Below are 25,744 nucleotides of genomic sequence, written 5' to 3' on the forward strand. Positions count from 1 at the left end.
TTCACCAGCGTTTGCGCAAGGGTCCTGCTGATGCCCGCAGCTTTGGTGATGGTCACTGTCGCCGTGCCGCCGGTTACGCTGACGTTTACCGTCATGGCGTTGGTCGCCGTGGATGCCACTGTCGCTAAATCAGTCAGTGTTATGTCGCTGCCGTCGATGTTCAGCACGTCGGTGGACGCTACGTTGCTGACCGTCAGCGTCAGCGAGGTGATAGTCTGGCCGTTTTCCACCGTGCCTATCGCCGCCCCGCTGAACAGCGTCACTGCCGCTCCGCCTTCGGTAAAGGTTGGGTTGGAAGCCGTCGCCGTCAGTGTCGGTGTGTCGTTTACCCCCGTGACGTTGATGGTCACCGTGTCGGTATCGGTGGACGAGCCGTCCCCTGCGGCGATCGTCAACGTGGAATAGCCGGAACCGAAAGCGTTGGCGATAGGCGTGTATTGGAGCCCGTCAAGCGCGGTATTGATGTCCGTTATTGTGCCGCTGAAAGTCATCGTTTCGTCGGCGCTACCGTCGCCTGTGGTGAAAGAGAGCCCACCAGTGCCTGCCAATGTCAAACCACCGCTACCGGACGTCACCGACAGGGACGTGCTGTCCTGGTCGCTGACGGTGATGGCGTTGCCGTTGCCGGAGGAAAACGTAAGTGTCGTGTCTTCCAGCATCGTCTGGGCGCCGGGTACGGTGTTGACGGGCGGTACGGTAGTGATGAAATCGTCAAAGGCATCGGTACTCGAATCAAAATTCACTGCGGTGATGACCAGCGTATCGATGATCGTCGGAGAGCCGAACGAAACCGATTGAAACCCCGCCGCCGCGCTTGTCGTATCGGTTCCGGCCGTGGAACCGCTCAATTTGCCGGTAAACGTCCAGGCTGCGGACTGAGACTTCACCTGTATGCTGGTGAAGCTGAACGCGCCGCTCGCATAGGTGATGGTGATGGTTTCTGTCGTATTTGTATTGGTGGAATTGCTAAACGGCGTCACGGCGCCCGTGCCGCCCACGCCTAAGCTGCTGTCCCAAGCAAAACTACCGCCATCGCCGCCGCTGAAAGCATAGGTGAAGCCGTTCAGCGTGAAAGAAGACGGAAACGCGCCTAGACCGGGATCGGTATTGTAATTTTCAGTAAAAAGCAGATAGCCGTAATCCGCAGTTTCTGCGTCCGTCAAGGCGATGGAGGATTCAACAACGCCCGTCTGGGTTTCCAGCCGCCAGTCTCCTCCCAGCGCCGCCGACCCGGTGGGGCCGCTGGAAGCCGCCACATCCGCCCCGGTCGCGGACGCCAATTCGGAAACAAACGCCGCGCCGCTTGCGCCTGCCCCCACATCGCATCCGTACAGCAATATGTCGCCGTTTTGCGTCAGCGCGCCGCCGATGACGGCCAGTTCGCCGGAATATTGCTGGAGATTCTCGGAACTCAGAAACGTGGCGCCGAACAGCACCGCCCCGTCGGAACCGTGGGAGACGATGTGAATGGCGTCGATGCCGCTACGCCCAGCCAGTATTTGCGCCATCTGCGCCAAACCGTCCTGTCCTGCATCCAGTACATACACCTCCGTGCCGGGCTTAACGCCATTCTCCAGTTGCTGGTAATCGGCCACGTTGTTTTCGATAAAGACAATTTCATTGCGTTGCGGTTCGGCTGCGGGGGGTACAACATCAGCCGCGGCTTGAGCAAGCTTGGCGGCATCCTGATCAATGACGGCGGTATCTTGCATCAGGGGATCGGAGTCGGTCACGGCATCTGCGGTTGTCTCCGCCGCCGCACCGTCGAACATGATGCGCGGCTCCAACATCATCATGGTCCGGCAGGGTTTGATTACTGGAGCTGGCAGGCTTGAATTTATCTTGCCTGTTTTCCATTTGAACAGGTTTTTGATAAATTTCATGTCGGCGCTCTCAAAAATAACAGGCTATCGTAGAGAGCTTGAGTATTTTGCGCGTTGTCAGTGTAATTTAAGGCGGCGCAAGGTGATAGTTGTGGGGGCTTGATACGCATAGCAAGACCTTAAAGGGAAGAGATAATCTATTTACCCACCTCTAAAATTTCTTTTACTGACACCGGCAAACGCCTGTATTAAACCAAATTTATACGCCAAGTCATTTGCGTTATTAGAGGGCTTCTTTGCCCTGAAACGTGTTCCTTGTTTCAGAATACTTGTGAACAGTAGAGGACATAAGGCAATAAAACAATTCGTGCAAACACTTACTCTATCGGGAAAGACGACTGTTTTGTAGGACGGAAGCCTCTTTGGAAGAGGGATTCCGCCACATGATGAATGGATAAAAGGCTATAGTTCCCGCGTTGCGCTGAATTTAATGTCCGGCCAGCGCTCTTCGGTCAGTTGCAGGTTGACCCTGCTGTTGGCGACATAAACCAGGTAACCGCCGCCGTCTTCGGCCAGGTTGTCAAAGGCCTTTTTCTTGAACTCTTCCAGCTTGGCCGGTTTGTCGGAACTGACCCAGCGCACGGTTGAGATAGGTACGGCATCGTAAACGCATTCGACGTTGTATTCGCTCTTAAGCCTGAAGGCGGTGACGTCAAACTGCAACACACCGACCGCCCCCAGAACAAGGTCGTTATTCTTTAACGGCCTGAATAACTGGGTCGCGCCCTCTTCGGTCAACTGCACCAGTCCTTTTTGCAGGGCTTTGGCTCTTAACGGGTCTTTTAACACCACCCGGCGGAATAATTCCGGCGCAAAATAAGGAATGCCGCCGTATTTAAGCGTTTCGCCCTGGGTAAAGGTGTCCCCGACCTGAATGGTGCCGTGGTTATGCAGGCCGATGATGTCGCCGGGGTACGCTTCTTCGACGCTTTTACGGCTGTCGGCCTGGAAGGTGATCGCGTTCGCAACCTGGATATTTTTACCGATACGCACATGATGAATCTTCATGCCTTTGTCGAATTTGCCGGAACAGACTCTCAAAAAAGCGATCCGGTCCCGATGCGACGGGTCCATGTTGGCCTGCACTTTAAATACGAAGCCGGTAAAGTTGGGCTCTTCCGGCAACACCTCGCGCTGCTCGGCCTGCCGAGGTCTGGGCGACGGCGCATATTCGGCGAACGCATCCAGCAATTCGATAATCCCGAAGTTGTTGATCGCCGAACCGAAAAAAACCGGCGTCAGCTTGCCGGCCAGATAGTCTTCAAGATCGAATTCATGACTGGCGCCTTTGACCAAATCGATTTCATCCCTGAGTTCCTGGGCCTGGTCGTCCAGCAGCTCGTCCAGCTTCGGGTTATCCAGGCCTTTGATGATTTCGGCCTGGGCAATCTTGCCGCCATGCTGGGCGCTGAACAAGTGAATTTCATCCTTATATAAATGATAAACACCCTTAAAACGCTTGCCCATGCCGATAGGCCAGGTCATCGGCGCGCATTTGATCTTCAGGACATTCTCGACCTCGTCCATCAATTCAATGGGCTCCCGCCCTTCTCTGTCCAGCTTGTTGATGAAGGTCAGAATCGGCGTGGTACGCAGGCGGCACACCTCCATCAGGTTGATGGTTCTTTCTTCAACGCCTTTGGCGACGTCGATCACCATCAGCGCGGAATCGACCGCGGTCAACGTGCGGTAAGTATCCTCGGAGAAGTCTTCATGGCCTGGGGTATCGAGCAGGTTGATAATGCTGTCCTTATGCTCGAACTGCATCACCGAGGTGGTCACCGAAATACCCCGTTCCTTTTCCATTTCCATCCAGTCGGAAGTCGCATGACGTGCGGCTTTACGGCCTTTTACCGAACCTGCGAGCTGGATTGCGCCTCCGAACAGCAACAGTTTTTCGGTTAGTGTGGTTTTACCCGCGTCAGGGTGGGAAATAATTGCGAAGGTTCTACGACGCTTGGTTTCAGAGCTTATTTCAGTAATCGACATGTTTTATGCAAAAATAGGTACGCACGGTACACAACTAAATAGAGTACCCATTGATTTAACGGGGACGAATGGATGATTGAAGGCTTCCCTTACCATTGATGTAAAAAAATCCCGGTGGTGGTCGGCATTACCGGCCTTAAACAGTTAGCCGGACTTTTAAAAAGTCCAGTGCTGCTTCACAACTGCCTGATTTTACCTAATTTAAATAAAATAAGTAAGCCTCCGTCTCTTTGAACAAGGCAAAATGCCCCGTCAGATAGAGCAATACATCCCATCATCCCCGGAAATTAAGCGCATTTGACGATGTAAGACATTCGTCTTTAGGCGCTGAATTACATTTTAGTTTTTCAAGTTCACAAGCGCTCAAACGGCTCTTGTTTTCCCTGTTGCAGTGACAAAAGACAGTTTTAAGATCCTAAATAGCTCAATTGTCTTGCGCATAAAAAGAGTCTATTATCCCTAAAGTTTTGGGACAGGATGTCTTCCAGCCCAATTTTAGTGGCGGGTAGACCGACTTATCCTGATAATTCATCACCGTTTAATCATCAAATGGAGCCAGATATGGACGGCAGCGAAGAAAAGCGACGGGCGAAGCGTTACCTTACTTCTTGCATCGTCGAGCTTGACTCGGGTACGGGCGTAACACGCAATCTGAGCACTACGGGGGTTTACTTTACGACGGATAAGGCTGTTGAGCCGGGCTTGATGCTGCGATGCTTCATTCTAATGCAAAAAGCAGGCGGAAATATAACCCGTCTCCGCTGTGAAGGCAGGGTGGTACGCGCCGCCAAATCGGCGGACGGCTGGGAAGTCGGCCTGCACTTCACAACATTCGATTGGTGATTGCGTGCAATTACTCCGCCAAACAGGCTATCACTAAAATGTTAACGCGAGCATCTCGCAGGCATAAGACTTTTTGCTCGCTGCCGTCCAATTGACGGATATTTAAACGAGGTTTTGTGAAAACACTTTATTACAATCATCCTGATTTTCTTTTTCATGAAACAGGCGCCGGGCATCCTGAATGCGCTGACCGGCTCAGAAGCATAGAAAAAGCATTGGCGGCGCCGGAGTTCTCCAGTTTAATCCGGCAATCTCCGCCGCTCGGTACAAAGCAGCAAATCAGGCTGATTCATCCCCAGTTCCATATTGATGCGATTCATGAGGCTATCCCCGAACAGGGTGAACGCTGCTTGGATCATGACACGGTGCTGTCGCCCGGTTCATGGCAAGCCGCTCTTCGTGCGGTTGGCGCTGTTTGCGATGCCGTTGATAAAGTCCTGACCGGCAAAGCCGACAATGCCTTTTGCGCGGTACGCCCACCGGGTCACCATGCAGAGCCCGCGCTGGCAATGGGATTTTGTCTGTTCAATAATACCGCGATTGCGGCTAATTATGCGCGCCACCACTATCAACTTGAACGCATCGCGATTGTTGACTTTGATGTCCACCACGGCAACGGTACGCAGGCGGCTTTTTGCAATCAGCCCAATGTGCTCTACGCGTCCAGCCATGAGATGCCGCATTACCCCGGCACCGGCCATCCCTCAGAAACCGGCGTCGGCAACATTATCAATGTACCGCTGGCTGCGGGCGACTCGGGCGTTGAGTTCAGGCAAAAATACAGCAGTATTATTTTACCGGCGCTGAGGCGCTTCAAACCTGACTTATTGCTGATTTCAGCCGGCTTTGACGCCCATAAGGATGACCCGTTAGCCTCCATCATGCTGGTTGAAGAGGATTTCAAATGGGTTACTGATGAACTGATGTCCATCGCGGACAGCTGCTGCAAAGGCCGGATTATTTCCGCGTTAGAAGGCGGCTATAATCTCAAGGCATTAGCAGCCAGTGTTGCGGTTCATGTTAAAGCGCTAATGAACGGCTAGCACACTATTACTATGATGAGCCTTGTTAGCCGATTTTTATGATCCCTGATCAGCAAGCCGGATAAACGGCAATCTATTTTTGCGTCGTCAACTCACTTGGACTATAGTTCAAAAATACTTTCAAAATACCCCTGCACCACACATGACTACACAAAACATCATCGACCCGGTTGAAAACCCTACCGCTATGGATAACGGTGTCGGCAATGAATTTTCCTCCGCCATGCAAAAAATCATAGAACAGGTTGAAAAGTTAACCGACATCGGTATTGCGCTTTCCTCCGAAAAAGATACGATGCAGTTACTGGAAAAAATCCTGGTAGGGGCAAAATCCATTACCCATTCGGATGGCGGAACGATATACCGGGTTGACGGCGATACCATTAAAATAGAAATCATCCGTTCCGACAGTCTGGGTATTTGCTTGGGGGGCGAAGGCAATGCGATTAACATTCCCAATATCCCTCTGTACGGAGAAAATGGGGAGCCCAATCTTAAGAACGTCGTTTGTTATTCGTACCACAACAACAAAACCATCAATATCGAAGACGCCTACGACGCGGTAAATTTCGATTTTACCGGCACCAAAGCATTCGACAAGCAAAATAATTACCGTTCCAAATCTTTCCTTTCCATCCCGCTGACGAATCACCAAGGCGAGATCATCGGCATCCTGCAACTGATTAACGCCCTTGATCCTGTAACCAAAGAGATTATCAAGTTCGACTCAGTCTCACAACGCTTTGCCGAAGCATTGGCTTCGCAAGCCGCCACCGTTTTAACCAAGCAGCAGCTCATTACCGAGCTGGAAAACATGTTCGAATCACTGGTCAAATTAATAGCGACGGCCGTTGACGAGAAATCGCCCTACACGGGCGGGCATTGCCGCCGCGTTCCCGAGTTGACTTCAATGCTGACGGAGGCGGCGCATGATACTGACTATGGCTATTTACAGGATTTCAAGCTTAGCGAAGCCGACCGTTACGAACTCACCATCGCGAGTTGGCTGCACGACTGCGGCAAAATCATCACGCCCGAGCATGTCATTGACAAGGCGACAAAGCTGGAAACCATTTTTGACCGTATCCATTTGCTGGAAACGCGTTTTGAAGTGCTAAAACGCGATCAGGAAATTGCCTATCTCAAACAGCAGCTTGCTGATCAGCAGGTCAATAAAGCCCCGTCGCCGGAATTGGAACAAAACTTCCAGGCAGGTATCAGCCAACTAAACGACGATTTGGCGTTTATCCGCCGCTGCAATACCGGCGGAGAAGCGATGTCGGATGGCGACATTGCCCGTCTTCAGTCGTTACAAAAGCTTAGATGGTCGTTGAACAATGCCGATGCGCCGTTATTAAGCGATGAAGAGGTTTACAATTTGAGCATATTCAGAGGCACCTTGACCTCGGAAGAACGACATATCATCAACAATCATATCAACGTCACCATTTCGATGCTGGAAGCCATTAAATTCCCCAAGCATCTGCAAAACGTCGTTGAAATTGCGGGCGGTCATCATGAGCGCATGGACGGCAAAGGCTACCCCAAAGGACTGAACCGGGAAGAAATGTCGATTCAGGCGCGGGCAATGGCCATAGCGGATGTCTTCGAGGCGTTGACGGCAAAAGACCGGCCTTATAAAGCAGGAAAAAAGCTTTCCGAAGCCTTATCCATATTGAAGAAAATGAAAGAAGAGCAGCACATTGATCCCGATCTGTACGATGCCTTTATTGAACAGAAAATCTACAAAAAATATGCGGAAAAATTTCTGGATGACTTCCAAATTGACATCGATTAAATAAACAATCTTGCAAGGTGCGCATCACGCACCCTTTTCCAAATCTTCAAGATCAATAAAGGCCGCAGCGCCCCCGGCTTCTGATGAAATTCACTACTAAATGGCTTAAATCTTACCGCTTTTTGGCATGCACCCTGGTCACGCTGTTATTCATCGCACACACTGCGCATTGGCTGTATATTCCAACCCTGCAACGCATGGAAAACATTTTATATGACTTGCGCTTGCGAACCACCGTTGTCAACACCGTAGACCCCCGCATTGTCATTATCGACATTGACGAGGAAAGCCTCGCCAAAGAGGGACGTTGGCCTTGGCGTAGAGATAAGCTGGCCTATTTGGTCGATATGTTGTTCGATTATTACAACATTAAACTGCTAGGCTTTGACGTGGTTTTTTCCGAGCCGGATACCAGCGGCGGCGTGGAGCTACTGGAAAAACTGGCCTCCGGCCCGCTACAAAAAGATGCCGATTTTCTATTGGCATTGGAAACGGTGCGCCCGCAATTGTCTTACGATGACATGTTTGCCAAAAGCCTTGAAACCCGGCCTGTTGTTCTGGGGTATTTCACCAGTCATATCACCGAAAAGACCCCCGAGATAGGCATACTGCCAAGACCTTTGGCTGCGGCGGACGGATTGCCGTTCAGCTCTTTGCTGTTCAAAGGAAAAAGTTATGCCGCCAATCTGGCAAAACTGCAAACGGCGGCGATGTCCGGCGGTTTTTTTAACAATCCCAATGTTGACGAGGATGGTGTTTACCGAAGACTGCCGCTGCTAATGAATTATAACAACCGGCTGTATGAAGCATTGTCGCTGGCATTGTTCAGAACCTTGCTGGGCATGCCGGAAATTAAATTCGTTACCGGCGAACACTATGGCAAAAATAACTACGATAGCCGTCTGGAAGCCCTGGAGATTGAGAACTTCCACATCCCCGTTGACGAGAGCGGCGCCCTTTTAGTACCTTACCGGGGACGGCAAGGAAGCTTTACTTATATTTCGGCAACCGATGTACTTAATGGTGTAGCCGATGTGGAGAAATTAAAAGACAAAATTGTTATTGTCGGCACCTCGGCGGCGGGTTTACTCGATTTGCGGGTAACGCCGGTACAAAACATCTACGCGGGGGTCGAAGTGCATGCCAACATTCTCAGCGGCTTACTCGACCAAGCCATCAAATCCAGACCCAACTACATCCTTGCGGCTGAATTGGCCGAATTGCTGTTAATCTGCTTGGCCGCAATCTTTGTATTTCCGCGTTTACCCGCGTTGTTATCCGCTGTTGTCTTCGGCATATTGCTTGTCTCTGGAATAGCGTTCAATTTTTACTGTTGGGCAATCTGGAACATCGATACCTTGTTGGCGACCCCCATTACCTTATTGATCGCCCTGTACGGTATCCAGCTGTTTTTCGGTTTTTTCTTCGAAAGCCGTAAGAAAAAACAAATGGGCAATATGTTCGGCCAATATATTCCGCCCGAATTGGTCGAACAAATGAGCCAATCGGATGAAGAGTTTTCTTTGAAAGGCGAAAGCCGGGAAATGACCGTGTTATTTTCCGATGTCCGGGGCTTTACCACCATTTCCGAAGGCATGGAGCCGCAGGAACTATGCGAACTGATCAACGGCATTTTGACCCCGGTAACCAGCGTCATACACGAATCCAAAGGCACTATCGACAAATATATCGGCGACGCGATCATGGCTTTTTGGGGAGCGCCGATGCACAACCCTCAACATGCCGCCTACGCTGTAAAAGCGGGCCTGACAATCTTGCAAACCTTAACTTCAATTCAGCAGGAATTTAAAGCCAAAGGCTGGCCTGAAATTGACATCGGCATAGGCCTTAATACCGGAAAAATGAGCGTCGGCAATATGGGATCGCAATTCCGCATGGCTTACACGGTGATGGGCGATGCGGTCAATTTGGGTTCGCGCCTCGAAGGGCTTACCAAACAGTACGGCGTAAAAATGATTGTCAGCGAAAGCACTCTTCAGGCCGCCCCTGAATTCGTTTACCGGGAACTCGATAAAGTCCGCGTCAAAGGCAAAAACAAACCCATTACTATTTACGAACCCTTGGGGGCAATGGAAGACGTCAGTTCCGAACAGATGCGGATTCTCGACTTATTGAATCAAGGCCTGCATGGCTACCGGCAACAACAATGGGCCAGCGCGCAAATCATTTTCGAGCAATTGGCCAAGCAACACCCAGATGACAGATTATATTCCATTTATCTTAAACGGATAGCCTACTACCTTGAATCGCCGCCCGGAACCGACTGGGATGGTGCGTTTACCCATACCAGCAAATAATTTTGTAAGAATTAACTCACATTTTTTATCACGTTCATGGAAGGAATAGGTATAACTACTTATCTAAATGTTATACTAAACAAACTATTAACGTGGAAGCGGGCCGATGAAAAACAACCGTAAAAAACAGCCGACGGATCAGCAGTCATTGTTTGACGCAAACCTGTCTCTGCGCCGCGCGCTTAAGCTGGCTCTTTTAGCGGCACTCTACCCTGCTTTTTCTTATGCCAATCCTGAGGGGGCGCAAGTCGTCAGCGGACAAGTCAGCATTGACGCCGCTACGCCGGGTGTGACCACGATCACCAACAGCCCGAATGCGATTATCCAATGGCAAAATTTCAACATCGGCCAAAACGAACTCACTCAATTTATTCAACAAAACGGCCAAAGTGCAGTACTCAACCGCATCATCGGCCAGAACCCCAGTGAAATTCTGGGACAATTGACCTCCAACGGTAAAGTCTTCCTAATAAACCCCAACGGCATCGTGTTCGGCGCAGGCGCTGCGATCGATACCCAAGGCCTGATTGCATCCAGCCTCAACCTGAGCGATCAGGACTTTCTTAGCGGCAACTACCATTTTATGGCGGGTTCCGACGCTGGCAAGATAGTCAACGAAGGCATTATCCGGGCCGGAAAGGACGGCAATGTTATCCTTATAGCCCCGCAAATTGAGAACAACGGCATTATCAAGAGCGATGGCGGCTCCATTACCCTGGCAGCCGGACATGAACTGACCATTACCAACCTGGATGACCCTGATATTCGTTTTCAAATCCAGGCGCCCGCCGACAGCGCCGTTAACCTCGGCAAGCTGTTAACCGACGGCGGCGCAATCAACGTGTTTGCAGGCACGATCAAACACAGCGGCGAGATCAATGCCGACAGCGTCGAAGTTGACGCGCAAGGCAATATCCGGCTGGTTGCGGCGCAGGATATAACGTTAGCGGCCGGCAGCAAAATATCGGCTAATAACAGTCAGGGCAATGCAGGAAACATCCATATAGACAGCCAGGACGGCGCCACCCTGGCACAAGGCGTCATAGAAGCCAAGGCCGGCCAAACCGGCGATTCGACTTCGCTTACGACAGGCAAAGGCGGCAACATAGAACTGCTCGGCGAGCGGGTCGGCGTACTCGGCCAAGCGCGTATTGACGCAAGCGGCGAAAACGGCGGCGGACGGGTTTTAATAGGCGGTGATTATCAAGGCAAAAACCCCGCCATACACAATGCCAAAGCGACTTATGCCGGCAAAGATACCGTTATTAAAGCCGACGCCAAAACCAATGGCGATGGCGGCAAAGTCATCGTCTGGGCGGATGATATAACACGGGCCTTCGGTTCGATCAGCGCTCAAGGCGGCATGCAATCCGGCAACGGCGGTTTTATCGAAACATCCGGGCGCCAATACCTCGATGTCGAGGGCGTTCGGATCAACGCTTCGGCTGCGAATGGCCGCTCAGGTTCTTGGCTGCTTGATCCCAATAACATTAGAATTATTCATGCCACCGGCACTTCGTCAGACGTGAACATGAGTGCAGCCAATCCATTTGCTCCGCCCTCGGATTCGATAAACTCTATAATATCCGATTACACAATCAATCGGGCTCTTGGCGGCTATACCAGCGTTTCGCTGACTACATCAAGCGGAAGCTCGGCCGGAAGCGGCGATATTTTCTTTGACGGCTCTTATGGTTCGATCGTAATAAGCAAGAATTCATCCGATACGTTTTCGACCACATTGACTTTTAATGCTTTCAACAACATTAAGTTTCTCTCTTCCGGCAATACAACTTTCGAAACCACTTCAACAACCGGCACAGACGGTCTTACCGTCGTGTTCAATCCCGGCGCCGGCAAGGTCATGGTAGAGAATGGAGCAACCCTGAACCTGAATGGCCAGGGAGCTAATTTGGAAGCTCAATTAAGCGGCGGAAAGACCTGGGAAAACAGCGGAACCATCAATATGCTGGGCAAGTCAGTTATCCGTCCCTATCTGTCCTCGGCATCGACCTTCGAAAACCTTTCCGGAGGCGTGCTGAACATCGGTTCGACCGGGACTTGGTCATTTCTCAGTAATTCGAGTACCCAAGACGGTAATATCAACAATGCCGGTACCGTCAACGTTAATCAGAGCACCTCTTGGGAAGCCAGGTTCTCGCAAGCCGCAGGCGGGATACTCAATCTGCACAACGGCTTATCCATGCAGCATCTTGATGTCGCTGCGGGTACTATCAATATCGACAGCGGCAAAACGCTATGGATACCTGAAACCCACGCAGGCTATTACAAGTTTAACGGCGCATCCATCAATGGACCGGGACGCCTGCAGATTGGCTACGCAGTTTCAAGCTACTCACCGACAGTCACTTTCAATAATGTCAGTACCAGCAGTCTTACTCTATTACGGGAGGAAAAAGGCACATTGGTATTTTCCGGCAGCAATACCTTCGCCAATACTAAGTTTTTCGCGAATGGAACAACCAATACAAACTGGTTCATCATCCCAACGGCAACCTACACCGGCAATACCGAATGGTGGGCCAAGGGGAATATTACGCTGAGCAATAATCTGAGCACTTCCGGTAATATCACATTGGGCGCCGGATGGAACGCCAATATTGCCACTCCGACGACGACATCGTCCGGCATGATCACCAATAACGCCGCCTTAAGCGCCGCCAATGTGACTTTCAAGGCCGGAAAAATGGCTCTGGGCGGCACCATCAATGGCAGCACCGCTGTCAGTTTATTAAGCACTAACGCCATCGATCTTGGCGCTATTACCACCGGCGACGCATTGACTACGCTTGAACTGAGCAGTGCCGAGTTAAACACCATCACCACACCGATCCTGCGCATAGGCGATGCAAACAGCGGCGCCATTACCGTCAAGTCGGCATTGGGAAACACCTTATCAACGGACGCGCTGAAAAATATTTCCAACCGGCTGAACTTGACTTCCGGCGGCGCCATCACCCAGGCTTCCGGTGCAACAATAGCAGCCATCCCCGGACTCAGTTTATCAGGATCTTCAGTCACATTGACCGAAGCCAACCCGGTCGGCGTCATTTCCGGTTCGACTTCAGGCGGTTCTTTTTCATATAAATCGAGTAACCCGATTTCCGTCACCACTGTAGACGGCGTTAGCGGAATCACCACCAACAATGGCGCTGTTTCGCTGACTGCCGCCACAGGCGACGTGTCGATACCCGGACAGATCAATGCAGGCACCGGCAACGTTAATCTGACGGCCACTACCGGTTCGGTCTACGGCTCAGGCACAAGCCCGGATATTATTGCCGGCTCGCTCGATATCAGCGCATTCATCAATATCTACGGCGTAGGCGGGTTGCATACCCAGGTCTCCCAAATCGGCAACCTGAGCGCATCTACCGGTTATATTAATCTTCGGGATTTTGGCACGACAGGAATAAGTCTTGGGCCAATCAGCGCCAGCGGTAACATTGCAATCACCGCATCATCGCCGATCACAGTGTCTGGCGGCAGCGGGATTACTTCATCATCCGGCAATATCAACCTTGCAGCCGGCAGCGCTTCCGTCCTGACCGTTAACGCCCCGCTTACTGTCGGCTCTTCAGGTCAGATTACCCTGACAGGCGGTTCGCTTGCCGGAACTAATAGCGCTGCATATAGCGGATTTTTTACCGGTACTAATACCAGTAGTAACAGTAACAACAGTAACAGTAACAGTAACAGTAACAACAGTAATAACAACAACAGTAATAACAACAACAACAACAACAACAACAACAACAACAGCAACAGCAGCAGCAGCAACAGCAACAGCAACAACAGCAACAACAGCAACAGCAGCAACAGCAGCAACAGCAACAGCAGCAGCAGCAACAGCAGCAGCAGCAGCAACAGTAGTAGTAGTAGTAGTAGTAGTAGTAGCAGCAGTAGCAGTAGCAGTAGCAGTAGCAGCAACGCTGACAAAAACAATACGGACGCTGCTTCGACCCAAACAGATAATGATAACGATGAAGACGATCAGACTAACAATCCTGTCACCCTGGACTCCTTGCCGCAATCGGTGCAAGAAGTCACAACAAACTCCCTGGAACAAATCATATCGGTTGTGGTAGCGCCATCAACTCAATCGGGACAACAGTCAGGCGATCAACCGGGTAACAACCAACAAGGCGGCACTGGCGAATCCTCCGACTCAAGCAAAACAACCACCAATAAGCAGTGCACTAAATGACCGCCCATTTATCCTCTTTCAATAAAACGCCCATACCGGCTCAATCAACTGCAGGAAGCGCTGTAGCGAAACCCGTATGGCGCACCCTTGGTTTCGCCGGGGTTTTTCGGCGAGGCCAAGGACAGTCCTCCCGCGCTGCACTCCTTAATTGGAGTAAACCACGGCAACCGCTGTCTCTGGCGGGTTATGGTTTATGGTTATGCTTATTAATTCTCACCCTACCCGCTTATGCGGAGCCTCAAGTCGTCGGTCACATCAGTTTTGTCAAAGGTAGCAACGCAGCGCAACAACCTGGCGCCGCACCCCGTATCCTCGGTAAAGACACGGAGATTTTTCAGGACGACAACATCCAGACGACCGAGCGCAGTTTTGTGATTGTCGAGTTTATCGACGGAGCCAAAGTTACCGTGCGGCCAAACAGCAACTTCAGTATTGATCATTACGACAGCCAATCGGCCAACAAAGCCGCTCAATTGGTATTGCATCAAGGCGGAGTCAACACCAGCACCGGCGACATAGCCAAAGCTAATCCCGAAAGTTTCCAGATAAAAACCCCGACATCCACCGTTAAACCCACATCCGAAAAAGCTGAATATACGGTAAATATTTGCGACAAAGAGTGCGCGGAAAAAGCGAAGCAAGCAGCCGGGACCCGGACCGAACAAAGCGTAGCCGCTCGTGTAGTCGATATTAAAGGCGAAGTCAGCGCGATAAACCGCGCCGAAAAAGACGCAAAAGAGCGCCCCCTGTCATTAGGCGCCCCCCTGTATAACTCCGATTCCATTCACAGCGAAAAGGACAGTTACGCGCTGTTGGTATTTCCTGATGGAGAAAAAATCACGTTACAGGCCGACAGCGACATGGATATTAAACAATATGACTACAAAGTTAGCGGAAAAAAAGACCGGATTTTATTGCGTTTGACAACCGGCGGATTGCGTGCCTTGACCGGCAGCATCGGCAAGAACGATCATAGCGCCTTTGCGTTGGATACGCCGGTTGCAACAATCGGCATCAGAGGCACAGGTACGGACTCCTATACAGACGGATCATCCCTTAATCATTCCACTTGGCAAGGAACATCGTTTTTGCAGAACGAAGCAGGAGAATTCGATGTGCCGGAAGGAAGCAGCAGCACCACGACCGGTTCGGATCAAATTCCACGGATATATCCCACTCCGCAAAATGCCCCGCAACCGCCCGCACCCAGGCCGGATACCAATAAATCCGACCCCAAAAAAGTATTCGAGTCAAAACCTCCCAGCGAAGGCGATACATCGGTTAAGTCCACTCGGGGAAACACCGCCGTCGAGAATAACAACGGCGGAAAAACCACGGTAAAAGAAGGTGAAACCGGCTCTACAAATCAGGATGGACAAACAACGACATTTCAGTCCGATGAAGCGCCCTCCGGCAATACTTCATCCGGTAATTCGGGAGTATTTGACAACGATCCAGGTAATTCACTCGAAGGTTGTTAATGTAGCAGTGTAAAAGCGCGTTGCATTGATAACCTTCCACGGATAATGCTGAAAATGCTTCGGCACCCCAAAAAATCATGAAAAAACAATACATAACCACACACACTAAAAAACATAAAGAGCGTTAGAGATGAATAAGAAAATTCATTGGTTTACCGCCCGATCCATCGGATCGACTCTAATCGCTGCCGGTTTATACCTGATCCCGCAAGCGTTTTGTCTGGCCGCAGCACCGCAGGAATTCAGATTTAACATTGAGCATTTTTCGGTTGAGGGTTTATCGCCGCTGTCCCAAACGTTTATCGACGACTACTTTAAACCGCTGCAAAACAAGCCCTACACGCTTAAAGAACTTCAAGACGTCAGCAAGGCGCTTGAACAGGTTATCCGCGAACAGGGATACCCGTTTTACCGGGTGGTAGTGCCGCCGCAAACGCTGGCCAGCGGCGATGTCAAACTGCAAGTCATTTCCTTTACCTTGGGCGAAATTGAAGTGACCGGCAATGAATACTTTACCCGCAACAACGTCATTGCCAGTTTACCGGTTCTTAGCAACACCGAATCGCCCAATACCCAGGCCTTATCCGAAGCGCTTAAAGTGGCTAATAAGCATCCGTCGAAACAGGTGCAGGTCATCTTCAAACCCAGCCAAATGCCGGATAAACTGAATGCCAATATTGCAGTCTCGGAACGCCGTCCTTATCAGGCGTCCTTGATAGCCAATAATTACGGCACGCCCAGTTCGGGCGCTTACCGGTTGACTGGCGCATTGCAGTACAGCAACTTGTGGGGCCTGGATCATATCGTCAACGGCAGCTACTCGACTTCTCCCGATCATGCGGATTCCGTAAAGCAATACGGCTTCAGCTACAGCCTGCCGGTCTACCGGCTCAAAGGCTGGTTGAGCGCCTACTATGCCAGTTCATCGGTTAATGTCGGCACCGTGGCGACCGATTTAACGGTGACTGGGGCCGGTGAAATGTACGGCATCCATTATCAGCAGTTTTTACCCAAACTGGGCAAATACGAGCATAGCCTGGATTTGGGCATCGATAACCGCTATTTCATCAACGATGTTCAATTTCAAAGCAGCCAAATCGGCGCCAATGTCCGCAGTGTACCGTTCAGCGTGCTTTATAAAGGCGAATATCCCTGGCAAAACGCTCACACCGGCTATTATGTGCAGTGGGTGGGCAATACCGACTTCGGCGGCCACAATACTGACGTGCATTACCAAGCGTCCCGCCTTAACACCAAGCAAAACTGGGACTTGCTGCGTTACGGCGGCAGTTTTTCGGTCAATGTTGAAAATTGGCTGATACAAACCAGCCTTACCGGCCAGCAAAGCAACAATCCGCTGATCGCCGGGGAACAGCTCGGCATTGGCGGCAGTTTTGATGTCAGAGGCTATGAGCAGCGCGAAACCGGGGCAGACAGCGGTGAAATTGTAAAATTCGAAGTCACTACGCCCGCTTGGCCCGCCCTGAGCCTAGTCGAAGGGCAAAAAACCAATTTATTTGTCTTTTATGACTACGGTCATGGCCGTTTGCAAAGCGCTACACCGGGGCAAGTCAAAGACTGGAACCTGAGCGGCACAGGGATCGGCGCGCGCTTTCAATGGCAGGAGTATTTTCTAGGCAATATTGCCTTTGCCAATGCGCTGGACACTGCCGAAGCGGGGACTACCAAAGCGGGAGACAACCGCATCCATGCCAATATTGTGTTCAAATACTGAAGATTGAGTCATACTCTACGCGGAACTTTATCGCGCTGTTCGACCTTTAGCGCGTTGCACGTAAAAACACTTCCGACAAGTTGACAGACATGCATCAGGCCGCATCCCATATCATTGTCATAGAGCTGGCTCCTCCAGATGAGGCCGTACCGCGTATTAAACTGCTTACCTCCTCCGCTGCCGCATTTTTAGGTTATACCGAGCAAGAACTGATCGGCAGCCCTGTCGACCTGATCTACGCCGCCGAACACGACAAGGTGCTCTGGCGGGCGGCCCTTGCCGATGTAATCGCTGGTAAAGAGCGTGAGCCGGGAGCGGTAAGCTTTGCCTGCGACATACTCACCAAGACCAAGCAAAAAATCCGGGCATCCATATCCCTTAGTCTGTTATCCCCTCGGACAGCCGATAAAACCGGTATTGTTTTGCTGATTCAGGACAAGCCCACCGACTCCGCTGAAGACTTCAGCACTAAATCCGCGCTGGCCGAAAGCGAAGAACGTTTTCGGCAAATGGCCGAAATGACCGGCGAATGGTTATGGGAGCAGGATCCTGACGGCTACTATAGCTACAGCAGCACCGCGGTTACTCAAATACTCGGCTATCGTCAGGAGGAAGTACTCGGCAAACACTATACCGAGTTTTTAGCCCCGCAGGATAAAGTAGACCAACAGCGATATGTGACCAGCCGCCGGCCTTTTTATGCATTATTGTCCCACTACCGGCATAAAGACGGCCGCCAGATACTGACCGAATCGACCGGATTGCCGATTATCGGCAGCGAAGGGAAACTACTTAAATGGCGGGGCGTTGACCGTGACATTACCGCCAGAATGCATTTCCAGGATGCGCTTATCGAAAGCGAAAAACGCATCCGGCTCATTATCGACAGCTCCTTGAGCGCGATCGTGATTATGGATGCTTACGGCATTGTTATCGATTGGAATCGCCCGGCCGAGAAAATATTCGGTTGGTCCAAAGAAGAAGCTATCGGCCAACGCCTTGACCAGTTAATTATCCCCCCCGCACAACGTGATGCGCATCGTCGGGCGTTGGGGCATTTCCTGCGTACCGGTTTTGGCCCATTCATAAACCGGTTAATCGAGCAGACCGCCATTCGCCGCGACGGCACTGAATTTCCGGTTGAACTGAACTTTTCCCCGTTAAAACAGGGCAACACTTATATATTCAGCGGCTTTATCCACGACATAACCGAACGCAAACGCCTGGAGCATCGGTTTCAACAAGCGGTGGAATCGGCGCCCAATGCGATTGTTATGGTCAACAAGACCGGAACGATCGAGATGGTCAATTCGCAAACAGAGACGTCTTTCGGTTATTCACGCACTGAATTAGTGGGGCAACCGGTTGAAATATTAGTGCCGGAGCGCTTTCGCGAAGCTCATACCGGTTTTCGCCAAGCCTACCTCGCCGCCCCGGTATCCCGGCCTATGGGCGTGGGCCAGGAACTCTACGGGCTACGCAAAGACGGCACCGAATTTCCGGTTGAAATAGGCCTCAGCCTGATCGACAGCAAAGAAGAAACATTGGTGCTGAGCACCATCGTAGACATTACCACGCGAAAAGCGACGGAAGCGGCAATCCGCCAAGCGCAAATCAATCTGGCCATTGCCCAAAGCGAAATCAAGATTGCCCAACGCATCCAGGCATCCCTGTCGCCGTCGGCGCCGATCAAATCCAATCATTTTGAAGTCACCGGCTATTGCCTGCCCGCCGACCAAGTCGGCGGCGATTATTTCGATTATTTTTACCGCGATGAAAACCATCTGGACATGATTATTGCCGATGTTTCCGGCCATTCGATCGGTCCCGCGCTGTTTATGGTCGAAACCCGCAGCGCCATTCGAACCCAGGCCGGCGGCCTGGGAACGCCCGCAAAAACCCTAAACGTACTGAACAATTTTCTGTTTGAGGATTTGGACAAGTCCGACTACTTTATCACGCTGTTTTATTTGCAATACGACCTCTCCAACCATCAATTGAGTTTTGCCAATGCGGGCCACCCGCCCCCTTTACTGCTCAGTTCTTTTCAATCCGAATGCAGGCAACTCGATGCCGATGGGTTAATATTGGGCGTATACAAAAATGTGGTCTTTGAAGAAAAAACCACCACGCTGTCTGAAGGCGACTTAATTCTGCTGTATACCGACGGCTTAACCGAAGCGGAAAACGCTGCTGGCGAGTTTTTCGGCCTGAAACGCGTCAACGACATTCTCGTCGAACATGGGCAGGAAACGCCGCAGGCCATCATTGACGCGCTGATGGAACAGCTAAAGCAATTTTGCGGCAGCGAATCCTTTAACGATGATATTACGTTGATGGTTTTTAAGCGGAATTAATGACTGGGCCGCGTTAGTCCAGAAAAGTACAAATGCCGACTCAAAAATAGTCTGAAGCTGCCAGCAACAAAGCGCCCGCGAACACGCCCGCCAGCACATCGTCCAGCATAATGCCCAAACCGCCGTGAACCTTCCGGTCAATCCACTTAATCGGCCACGGTTTGAGTATGTCGAAGAACCTGAACAGAACAAAACCCAGCAGCATCGCTTGCCAACTGAAGGGAACCAGCCACATCGTTATCAGGTAACCGGCAATCTCGTCCCAAACGATGCCGCCAAAATCGTGTTCATCCAATTTTTTTGCGGCAATGTCGCAAATCCATATCCCGACAACCGTCACGATCAGCGTCAACAGACTGTAAACGAACAGATTGGTTTGCGCAAACAGCCAGTAAACCGGAACGGCGGCCAATGTGCCCAAGGTACCCGGCGCTTTTTTTGCCAGACCGGAACCGAAACCGAAGGCCAGAAACAGGATGGGGTCGGACAGTATCTGCTTGGGCGTCAGTTTATTTTTACCCAACTGGGTATTAAGAAAAATGCTCAAAGCCTTTTACCTCTAGTGGTTGGATATTGCCCGATTTGTGCAAGCGCAAACCCGGTTGGGATTCGATAATGCCGATTTTGGCGGCCGCTACGGCCAGCTTATCGGCCTGATCCGGGCTGAGGGTAAAGCACAGCTCGTAATCGTCCCCGGCGGTCAGCGGCATAGCCCAGTCGCCGGTATCGTTGATGTAGGTTTGCACCGCTTTTGACAGCGGCAGCGCGTCCCAATCGATGCACGCGCCTACCTGGCTTTGCTCCAGAATATGGCCCAGATCACCGGCTAAGCCGTCCGATAAATCGATACAGGCATTGGCAACGCCGATTAAGGCCAGCCCCGCTTCAATTTGCGGCTCCGGCCGGTTAAACCGGGTTAAAGCGGCGTCGGAATCGGCACAGCGGTACCCCTGTTTTATTTTCAAGCCTAGCCCTGCATCGCCTAAGAAGCCGGTCATATAAATAAAGTCACCGGGCCGGGCCGCTGAACGCCTCAGCGCCCGGCCTTTCGGAACTAGCCCCATAGCCTGAACGGTCAAAGTCAACGGGCCTGAGGTCGTATCGCCACCGATCAAATCCACCGAATGGCGCTCGGCCAGATTTAAAAAACCTTTGGCAAAAGCCGTCAGCCAGTTTTCATCAACCTTAGGCAGGGTTAATGCCAATGTCACCGAAACAGGCTTTGCGCCCATGCCGGCAAGATCGCTCAAATTCACGGCCAACAGTTTATGCCCCAGCAATTCGGGGTCGGCTCCGGCAAAAAAATGCACATTTTCGACCATCGTATCGGTGGTCACGGCCAGCTCATAGCCGTCTGGAATGGACAACAGCGCGCAATCGTCGCCTATGCCCAACAGCGTTGAGGGATTGGCGATATGTTGCTGGGTGAAAAAACGCCGGATTAGGGAAAACTCGGAAAGGGGCATGAGATTAGGCTAAAGGCTAAAGGCTAAAGGCTAAAGGCTAAAGGCTAAAGGCTAAAGGCTAAAGGCTAAAAGTATAGGCCTTTCCGCCCTCACCTTGCGCCTTTCGCCTTTATTTCCATCGCCCTTTTTTGCTGCGCGACTTTGTCCAGTATGCCGTTGACATACTTATGGCTGCCGTCGGCGCCAAAATATTTGGCCAGATTAATGCCTTCATTCAACACAACCCGGTACGGCATATCCAGTCGATGCAACAACTCGTACACGCCGATTCTTAAAATCGCCCTTTCGACCGGGTCAATTGTATCGACAGGACGGTCTACAAATTCCGACAGCACCTGATCAATAGCTTCCAGATTTTTAGGCACACCGTAAAACAACTCGACAAAATAACTTTTCTGAGCGTCTTTCAATCGCTCTTCTTCCAGGAACTGCCGTTCAATCTCGCTAAGACTCTGACCGGCCATCTGCCATTGATACAATGCCTGTACAGCCGCTTTTCGGGCATTGGTTCGAGCTTGACTCATTAGTTTTCCAGATTATTAAATAAATTGACCATTTCAATGGCCGACATGGCCGCTTCCGCGCCTTTATTACCGGCTTTGGTGCCTGCGCGCTCTATCGCCTGTTCAATGCTGTCGACGGTTAACACGCCAAAACTGACCGGTACGTCATATTGCAGGGAAACTTGGGCCAAGCCCTTAACGCATTCACCGGCGACATATTCGAAATGCGGCGTACCGCCACGGATTACTGCGCCTACGGCGATGATCGCATCGTATTTTTTAGTCGCCGCCACGCGTTGCACCACCATCGGCAATTCAAACGCACCGGGAGCCTTGACTAGATGAATATCCGCTTTGTTGGCGCCGTGGCGCACCAGCGCATCGATCGCACCGGCTTCCAATTGCTCAACGATGAAACTGTTAAAGCGGGAGGCTACGATGCAGAATTTTCCGCCTTGAACGAGCAAATTCCCTTCAAAGGTTTTTAGTGTTGACATGATGTTTCTCTACTGTGTGATTAACTGGTAATGTTATTGGAATCGCGTTGTAACAATTAATTGATTCACCACGAAGGCATGAAGGGCACGAAGAAAAACCAGGGTAAAAACGTCGTGCCCTTCGTGGTATTATTTTTTTAGCCTATAAAGTCAATATCTTCAACCCACATGCTCGGCGACTTCCAAATCAAAGCCTGACAACGCGACATACTTTTTCTGGGTGCCTAAAACTTTCAGTTTGCGCACACCCAGGTCGGCCAGGATTCTCGCGCCCGTGCCGGTGGTGCGCCAATCTTCGGCTCCGGCAGCCTGGACTGGATTAACGATGCCGTTATCTTCCAACTGATAATGATGTATCAGTTCCGCCAGCGACTTGTTATCTTCGCTTTGCCTGATAATCACCAGCACTCCGCGCCCTTCTTCGGCTATTTTCTGCATGGCCTCGCGCAATGAAATACTGCAATCGCTACGTTTGGATGCAAACACGTCATCGAGCAGATTCCGTGCATGAACCCTGACCAACACCGGTTCGTCGCCGTAAACCTGGCCCATGACCAGCGCCAAGTGCAGGTTATTGTCATTCCTGTCCTGATAAGCATAAAGCCTGAAATCGCCGAATTCGGTCGGATAAGCGCATTCGCTGATGCGTTCCAGGGTGTTTTCGTGCTGGATACGGTAATGGATCAAATCGGCGATCGTGCCGATTTTAAGGTCGTGCTGCTTGGCGAACACCTCCAGATCAGGGCGTCTTGCCATCGAACCGTCTTCATTGAGTATCTCAACGATAACCGCGGCCGGTTCGACGCCTGCCAACCTGGCTAAATCGCAGCCCGCTTCGGTATGCCCGGCCCGGTTCAATACGCCGCCGGATTGCGCCATTAACGGAAAGATGTGTCCCGGCTGCACCAGATCGTCGGCCTTGGCGTCCGCCGCGACTGCGCATTGAATGGTGCGCGCCCGGTCGGCGGCTGAAATGCCGGTGGTTACGCCGGTTGCCGCCTCGATAGACACGGTGAAATTGGTGGAATGCGCCGTTTTGTTTTCATTGACCATCAACGGCAAACGCAATTGCTGGCAACGCTCGCCGGTCAAGGTCAAACAAATCAGGCCACGGCCGTAACGCGCCATAAAGTTAACATCTTCAGGGCGCGTGAATGAAGCCGCCATAACCAGATCGCCTTCGTTTTCACGGTCTTCATCATCCATAATGATGACCATTTTGCCTAAGCGTAAATCTTCTATAATTTCTTCGATAGTATTCATTTTACCCTTGGGCTTAGCCTAAAAAACCGCTTTTTTGCAATAATTCTTCCGTGATGCCGCACTGGCTTTTAGCCGCCGCCTCACCCTTGATTAACCGCTCCAGATAACGAGCCAACAAATCCACTTCCAGGTTGACCTTGGTTCCGACCACCGCGTCACCCAACGTCGTCTCCTTGAGCGTATGCGGCACGATGTTAACGCTGAACACGGCGCCGTCGACTTCATTGACAGTCAGGCTGATGCCGTTGATGCAGATAGAGCCTTTTTCGGCAATATATTTGGCCAGGTTGTCGGGCGCTTTGAATTTAAAGCGGAAAGAACGTCCGTCCGCCTGCTTTTCCGTTACCGCGCCGATGCCGTCGACATGGCCGCTGACGATATGCCCGCCCAACCGGGTTGACGGGGTCAAGGCCAGTTCCAGATTAACCGGCGTGCCGACTGCCGCGGCATTCAATGTGGTTCTGGACAGGGTTTCATTGGATACATCGGCGCAAAAATAATCCGAGCCCAGTTCCACTGCGGTCAGACACACGCCGTTGACGGCAATGCTGTCGCCCAGCGCGACATCATGCAGCGGTAATTTTCCGGTCGCTATGGTCAACCTGCAATCGCCGGCTTTCTGCTCGATTGCCGATATTTTGCCCACTGCCAAGATAATGCCTGTAAACATTGACGCCCCTACAATGGTGTATAAGTTAATTTTAAATCCCGACCGATCTGCCTGACATCGCGCAATTTCAACTGCTTTTTGTCGGCCATCTGCTGCAAACCCGGCAGGTTAAACAATCCGCGCCCTTGGTCGCCTAAAATACAGGGGGCCATATAAATGACATATTCATCGACCAAGCCTTCAGCCAGCAACGCGCCGTTAAGCACGAAACCCGCCTCAACAAGCAACTCGTTGATTTGCTGCCGGCCTAAAAAATCCATCACCGCATGTAAATCCAGCCGCCCGTTTTTTCCCGGCAGTCGATAGACTTCAAAACCCGCCTGCTGCAATGTCTGTTGTTTTTGTTGGTCCTCTGCACAGGTCAAAATCAGGCTGCGTCCCGGAAGCTTAACCATCTGCGCGGTAACAGGCATGTTTAGCTCAGTGTCCAAAACGACTCGGATCGGTTGCAAGACGTCTACATCGACACGCGCATTCAACGCCGGATCGTCAGCCAGCACGGTGCCGATGCCGGTCAAGATCGCCGAACTTTCCGCTCTTAGCCGATGCACATCGGCTCTGGCCTCGGCCCCGGTAATCCATTTGCTTTCGCCCGACGCCATCGCGGTGCGTCCATCCAGACTCATTGCCAGCTTGCTGCGCACAAACGGGCGATTTTGGGTCATGCGCTTGATGAAACCGCGATTCAACGCCATCGCGTCTTCCTGCAACACGCCGCAGGATACTTCAATCCCCGCAGCTTTAAGCTTTTCCAGCCCGCTGCCCGATACCTGCGGATTCGGGTCCTGCATGGCCGCAACAACCCGAGCGATTCCGGCTTTTATCAACGCATCGCAACACGGCGGCGTCCTGCCCTGATGGCTGCAAGGTTCCAGCGTCACATAGGCGGTCGCGCCCTTGGCATCCGGCACATTTTTTAACGCTTCGATTTCCGCATGGCCTTGGCCCGCTTTAACATGCCAGCCCGCCCCGATCACCGTATCGTCCCTGACTAAAACACAACCTACGCGGGGATTAGGATCGGTCGTATAGCGGCCTTTTTTCGCCAAGGAAATGGCTTGCGCCATATAGAAAGCATCGTGCGGCGCCGTCATTATTTCTTCTGCAAATGTTCGATCATATCGGTGAATTCACTGACATCCTGAAAACTGCGATAAACCGAGGCAAAGCGCACAAAAGCGACATGATCGAGCAAACTGAGTTCCTTCATGACTTGCTCGCCCAACTCCTGCGCCGGTATTTCCCGCTCACCCTTTGCCATCAAATCCTTTTTTATCCGATTGATCGCGGCTTCGATGTCATCGCTGCCTACCGGCCGCTTTTCCAGCGCCCTGAGCATGCCCGCACGCAGTTTATTTTCCTCGAAAGGTTCGCTTATACCGTTACGCTTAACAATTCGGGGCAATGTTAGCTCGGCCACTTCATGCGTCGTAAAGCGCTCCTTACAGGCGTTACATTCGCGTCGGCGGCGAACCTGATCGCCTTCATGCGCCAATCTGGAATCGAGAACCCGCGTATCTTGCGCCCCACAAAACGGACATCGCATAGTTAAGCCACTGTTTTATATAGATCGATGACCGCCATGAATGGAGGAAATGCCGTCGACTGCAAGAAGCAGCCCAGGAAAATCGGTCGTCAAATTTGAAAACCGCTAATTTTATAACACTCTG

The 25,744-nt window shown here is 51.4% G+C and carries 18 protein-coding genes; 8 read left to right on the forward strand and 10 right to left on the reverse strand.

The window, feature by feature from the left end; genetic code table 11:
• On the reverse strand, positions 1-1,883 hold a 1,883-nt coding region (locus V3O24_RS02670), incomplete at its 3' end, for a DUF4347 domain-containing protein (RefSeq protein WP_331306079.1).
• 402 nt (positions 1,884-2,285) lie between these two features.
• Positions 2,286-3,872: a peptide chain release factor 3 gene (locus V3O24_RS02675; RefSeq protein WP_258076596.1), complete on the reverse strand. Its 1,587-nt coding sequence runs from the start codon at positions 3,870-3,872 to the stop codon at positions 2,286-2,288.
• 561 nt (positions 3,873-4,433) lie between these two features.
• Between V3O24_RS02675 and V3O24_RS02680 the strand changes: the two genes are divergently transcribed.
• The 8 genes from V3O24_RS02680 (at position 4,434) to V3O24_RS02715 (ending at position 19,675) form a co-directional block, all read left to right on the forward strand.
• Entirely contained in the window at positions 4,434-4,715 is a 282-nt protein-coding gene (locus tag V3O24_RS02680; protein ID WP_181049858.1) for a PilZ domain-containing protein, read from the forward strand.
• 116 nt (positions 4,716-4,831) lie between these two features.
• A complete protein-coding gene (locus V3O24_RS02685) occupies positions 4,832-5,758 on the forward strand; it encodes a histone deacetylase family protein (RefSeq protein ID WP_331306080.1) in 927 nt (308 codons plus the stop codon).
• Positions 5,759-5,900: 142 nt separating this feature from the next.
• Positions 5,901-7,556, forward strand: a complete 1,656-nt coding sequence (locus V3O24_RS02690; protein WP_104423406.1) for an HD family phosphohydrolase — start codon at positions 5,901-5,903, stop codon at positions 7,554-7,556.
• 83 nt (positions 7,557-7,639) lie between these two features.
• Entirely contained in the window at positions 7,640-9,874 is a 2,235-nt protein-coding gene (locus tag V3O24_RS02695) for an adenylate/guanylate cyclase domain-containing protein (protein ID WP_331306081.1), read from the forward strand.
• Positions 9,875-9,980: 106 nt separating this feature from the next.
• Positions 9,981-14,102 (forward strand): filamentous hemagglutinin N-terminal domain-containing protein, encoded by a 4,122-nt coding sequence (locus tag V3O24_RS02700; RefSeq protein WP_331306082.1) that lies wholly within the window; start codon positions 9,981-9,983, stop codon positions 14,100-14,102.
• Positions 14,099-15,583, forward strand: a complete 1,485-nt coding sequence (locus V3O24_RS02705; RefSeq protein ID WP_331306083.1) for a FecR domain-containing protein — start codon at positions 14,099-14,101, stop codon at positions 15,581-15,583. Before V3O24_RS02700 ends, V3O24_RS02705 begins: the two co-directional genes overlap by 4 nt.
• Before the next feature lie 130 nt (positions 15,584-15,713).
• Complete coding sequence (locus V3O24_RS02710; RefSeq protein WP_331306084.1) at positions 15,714-17,318, forward strand: ShlB/FhaC/HecB family hemolysin secretion/activation protein; 1,605 nt, start codon at positions 15,714-15,716, stop codon at positions 17,316-17,318.
• An 89-nt stretch (positions 17,319-17,407) separates the two neighbouring features.
• Positions 17,408-19,675 (forward strand): PAS domain S-box protein, encoded by a 2,268-nt coding sequence (locus V3O24_RS02715; protein WP_331306086.1) that lies wholly within the window; start codon positions 17,408-17,410, stop codon positions 19,673-19,675.
• 40 nt (positions 19,676-19,715) lie between these two features.
• On the opposite strand, the gene V3O24_RS02720 is transcribed toward V3O24_RS02715, so the two are convergent.
• The 8 genes from V3O24_RS02720 to nrdR all read right to left on the reverse strand — a co-directional run bounded on the left by V3O24_RS02720 (position 19,716) and on the right by nrdR (position 25,620).
• Positions 19,716-20,222, reverse strand: coding sequence for a phosphatidylglycerophosphatase A (locus V3O24_RS02720; protein WP_331306088.1), 507 nt, complete (start codon positions 20,220-20,222; stop codon positions 19,716-19,718).
• The gene (thiL, locus tag V3O24_RS02725; protein ID WP_331306089.1) at positions 20,206-21,141 is read right to left on the reverse strand and encodes a thiamine-phosphate kinase; all 936 of its coding nucleotides are present in this window, start codon (positions 21,139-21,141) and stop codon (positions 20,206-20,208) included. The genes V3O24_RS02720 and thiL overlap by 17 nt, the downstream gene beginning before the upstream one ends.
• Positions 21,142-21,230: 89 nt before the next feature.
• The gene (nusB, locus tag V3O24_RS02730; protein WP_331306090.1) at positions 21,231-21,665 is read right to left on the reverse strand and encodes a transcription antitermination factor NusB; all 435 of its coding nucleotides are present in this window, start codon (positions 21,663-21,665) and stop codon (positions 21,231-21,233) included.
• Positions 21,665-22,141 (reverse strand): 6,7-dimethyl-8-ribityllumazine synthase, encoded by a 477-nt coding sequence (gene ribE, locus V3O24_RS02735; protein WP_104423415.1) that lies wholly within the window; start codon positions 22,139-22,141, stop codon positions 21,665-21,667. Before ribE ends, nusB begins: the two co-directional genes overlap by 1 nt.
• A gap of 159 nt (positions 22,142-22,300) precedes the next feature.
• Positions 22,301-23,404 carry a bifunctional 3,4-dihydroxy-2-butanone-4-phosphate synthase/GTP cyclohydrolase II gene (ribBA, locus tag V3O24_RS02740; RefSeq protein ID WP_331306091.1) on the reverse strand — a complete coding sequence of 368 codons (1,104 nt, stop codon included), beginning with the start codon at positions 23,402-23,404 and terminating at the stop codon, positions 22,301-22,303.
• Between the two features lie 13 nt (positions 23,405-23,417).
• Positions 23,418-24,074 (reverse strand): riboflavin synthase, encoded by a 657-nt coding sequence (locus V3O24_RS02745; protein ID WP_331306092.1) that lies wholly within the window; start codon positions 24,072-24,074, stop codon positions 23,418-23,420.
• A gap of 8 nt (positions 24,075-24,082) precedes the next feature.
• Entirely contained in the window at positions 24,083-25,168 is a 1,086-nt protein-coding gene (gene ribD / locus V3O24_RS02750; protein ID WP_331306093.1) for a bifunctional diaminohydroxyphosphoribosylaminopyrimidine deaminase/5-amino-6-(5-phosphoribosylamino)uracil reductase RibD, read from the reverse strand.
• A complete protein-coding gene (gene nrdR / locus V3O24_RS02755; RefSeq protein ID WP_104423419.1) occupies positions 25,168-25,620 on the reverse strand; it encodes a transcriptional regulator NrdR in 453 nt (150 codons plus the stop codon). The genes ribD and nrdR overlap by 1 nt, the downstream gene beginning before the upstream one ends.
• Between the last annotated feature and the right edge of the window lie 124 nt (positions 25,621-25,744).

It is taken from the genome of Methylobacter sp. Wu8, from assembly GCF_036440755.1.
GTDB classification, from domain to species: domain Bacteria; phylum Pseudomonadota; class Gammaproteobacteria; order Methylococcales; family Methylomonadaceae; genus Methylobacter_A; species Methylobacter_A tundripaludum_A.

What these genes read in the sequence shown, in the direction of transcription:
- V3O24_RS02675 (WP_258076596.1), bottom strand. Translation starts at nt 3,872, where the DNA reads ATGTCGATTACTGAAATAAGCTCTGAAACCAAGCGTCGTAGAACCTTC.
- V3O24_RS02680 (WP_181049858.1), top strand. Translation starts at nt 4,434, where the DNA reads ATGGACGGCAGCGAAGAAAAGCGACGGGCGAAGCGTTACCTTACTTCT.
- V3O24_RS02690 (WP_104423406.1), top strand. Translation starts at nt 5,901, where the DNA reads ATGACTACACAAAACATCATCGACCCGGTTGAAAACCCTACCGCTATG.
- V3O24_RS02695 (WP_331306081.1), top strand. Translation starts at nt 7,640, where the DNA reads ATGAAATTCACTACTAAATGGCTTAAATCTTACCGCTTTTTGGCATGC.
- V3O24_RS02700 (WP_331306082.1), top strand. Translation starts at nt 9,981, where the DNA reads ATGAAAAACAACCGTAAAAAACAGCCGACGGATCAGCAGTCATTGTTT.
- V3O24_RS02705 (WP_331306083.1), top strand. Translation starts at nt 14,099, where the DNA reads ATGACCGCCCATTTATCCTCTTTCAATAAAACGCCCATACCGGCTCAA.
- V3O24_RS02710 (WP_331306084.1), top strand. Translation starts at nt 15,714, where the DNA reads ATGAATAAGAAAATTCATTGGTTTACCGCCCGATCCATCGGATCGACT.
- V3O24_RS02715 (WP_331306086.1), top strand. Translation starts at nt 17,408, where the DNA reads ATGCATCAGGCCGCATCCCATATCATTGTCATAGAGCTGGCTCCTCCA.
- thiL (WP_331306089.1), bottom strand. Translation starts at nt 21,141, where the DNA reads ATGCCCCTTTCCGAGTTTTCCCTAATCCGGCGTTTTTTCACCCAGCAA.
- nusB (WP_331306090.1), bottom strand. Translation starts at nt 21,665, where the DNA reads ATGAGTCAAGCTCGAACCAATGCCCGAAAAGCGGCTGTACAGGCATTG.
- ribE (WP_104423415.1), bottom strand. Translation starts at nt 22,141, where the DNA reads ATGTCAACACTAAAAACCTTTGAAGGGAATTTGCTCGTTCAAGGCGGA.
- ribBA (WP_331306091.1), bottom strand. Translation starts at nt 23,404, where the DNA reads ATGAATACTATCGAAGAAATTATAGAAGATTTACGCTTAGGCAAAATG.
- V3O24_RS02745 (WP_331306092.1), bottom strand. Translation starts at nt 24,074, where the DNA reads ATGTTTACAGGCATTATCTTGGCAGTGGGCAAAATATCGGCAATCGAG.
- ribD (WP_331306093.1), bottom strand. Translation starts at nt 25,168, where the DNA reads ATGACGGCGCCGCACGATGCTTTCTATATGGCGCAAGCCATTTCCTTG.
- nrdR (WP_104423419.1), bottom strand. Translation starts at nt 25,620, where the DNA reads ATGCGATGTCCGTTTTGTGGGGCGCAAGATACGCGGGTTCTCGATTCC.